This window comes from Paenibacillus sp. N119s, from assembly GCF_059447605.1.
This window is the reverse complement of record NZ_JCAJRU010000426.1, coordinates 1-1,740: the sequence shown is the minus strand read 5'-3', so window position 1 is coordinate 1,740 and position 1,740 is coordinate 1. Positions and strand designations below refer to the sequence as shown.

Here is a 1,740-nt window from a genome sequence, read left to right as displayed (position 1 = left end):
TCCCTCATGATAATAAAACGCCATTCTTTCCAAAGAATCTTTAATAAATTTTGTATATCTGCCGATAACTATTTTAGAGCCACCGTAAATCACATTTTTTACTTCTACCCGGGCGCGGCTCGTATCTTCTAATGTTCGTTCAATTTCAAGCATTCTGGACTTTGTTTCCAAAAGTTCTTGTTCATTTGATTTTTTCGTAGATGTCAGCTTGATTCGCATAGCCATTCTATCAGGTGCGAGTTGTCCGGCAGCCGCGAGCTGATCCAATATTGTAAGAGCCTTATTCGTTTTATCCTGGCTGTCTGTCTGCTGCTTCAACCGTGCGCGGAGTTCTGTCAGTTCATCACGCAGTTCGGGAAGCACGCCCACTTCGATATTAGTAGCTGTAGACATCGTATTACCGATGGTACGTGCCACTACTTTTTTACCAGCTTGTACACTGCCACCCACGATAAGTCCTTTTGTCCCTTCGCAGATTACATTATTACTCGCTTTGATCTGGGAGTGCATGATGCTCTGAGATACAAGTACATCGCCTCCAGCAATCACGTTACCATCTTGTATAAACGAGCATTTCACATTTTGTGCAGCTTTTACGAATCCTTTATGGTATCCGATAATACCACCGCTAATTTCCACTGAACCATCCGCCTCTATTTCAGCGCCTTCTACACCGCCAATGACACGAATATCGCCAGCCGCTCGAACACGAAAACCTGTCAAAACATTCCCACGAATGACGACGGTTCCAACAAAATCAATGTTACCGACGCTGTAATCAACGTCTCCGTTCACTTCATACACCGGGAACACATTAAGCTTGCCTTTTTCAGTTGTAGTCACTAAGCCATCAATAGCTGCGTACATCGCAACGCCTTCTGGATGGATCACTACATTTTTTCCAACTTTAAAACGCGCCTCTTTGCCTGGAAGAAAAGGGATTTCCTCTCCGGTTACAGCAATTCCCGGTACACCTGGCAGAGGGTCCACCCGTTCGGCAATCAGTTGTCCACGTTTCACATTTCTTAAACGAGTTAATTCCTTATAATCCACCCGTCCATCTACCGTTTCAAGTGGCTTATGTGCATCTTCACCGGTGACAATATCGGCCAGATTAATTTTTCCGTCTGTACCGTGGATCGGCGGCTTTCCCTGAGCAATCAGTAATTTTCCGAAGAAATGATCTTCCGGATTTGCCGCAAATGTGCGAATTGCATCGGTAATTAGACCGTAGGTTATTTTTTGGTTGCTTAGAAAACGTTCTATTTCTTCTACAGAACAGGCAAAGCCTTCTTCACGTTTGGCAAACTCCAAGTAGGCGGATTGTTTGTCAGGTGAGACAACCACTTTTAAAAACTGATCCAAAGCATACTGCTTCTCCACATGGGTGCTCCTTCCGTCTAACTGTTACTGTAACCTCCCGTACGTTAATCTTTACGCATTAGCAAATCCCGTTGTTTGTCCAGTGTCGCTCTCAGACGTAATATTGCTTTGGAATGCAACTGAGAAATTCGCGAAGGAGAAAGTGACATGACCTCAGCAATTTCGCTGAGTGACAAATCCTCGTAATACAATAAAGAAACAACGATACGCTCTTTTTCAGTTAATTTATCGATGCCTTGTGCCAAGGCGTCACGAAGTGTGAATTCATTAACCTTATGATCCGGATTTTTCGCCTTTTCGTCCACCAACAGGGAAAGTCTTGTTTCCGACTCTTCTTCACGGATCGGGTCTTCCAGT

Annotated in this window: 2 protein-coding genes; both read right to left on the bottom strand. The window is 44.1% G+C overall.

Going from position 1 to position 1,740, the window contains the following annotated elements; all coding sequences use genetic code 11:
- A partial coding sequence (locus AC5V8P_RS25445; RefSeq protein WP_495474036.1) for a flagellar assembly protein A occupies positions 1 to 1,383 on the bottom strand: 1,383 nt, incomplete at its 3' end.
- 44 nt (positions 1,384 to 1,427) lie between these two features.
- Positions 1,428 to 1,740: sigma-70 family RNA polymerase sigma factor (locus AC5V8P_RS25440; protein ID WP_495474035.1), on the bottom strand; the 313-nt coding region annotated here is incomplete at its 5' end.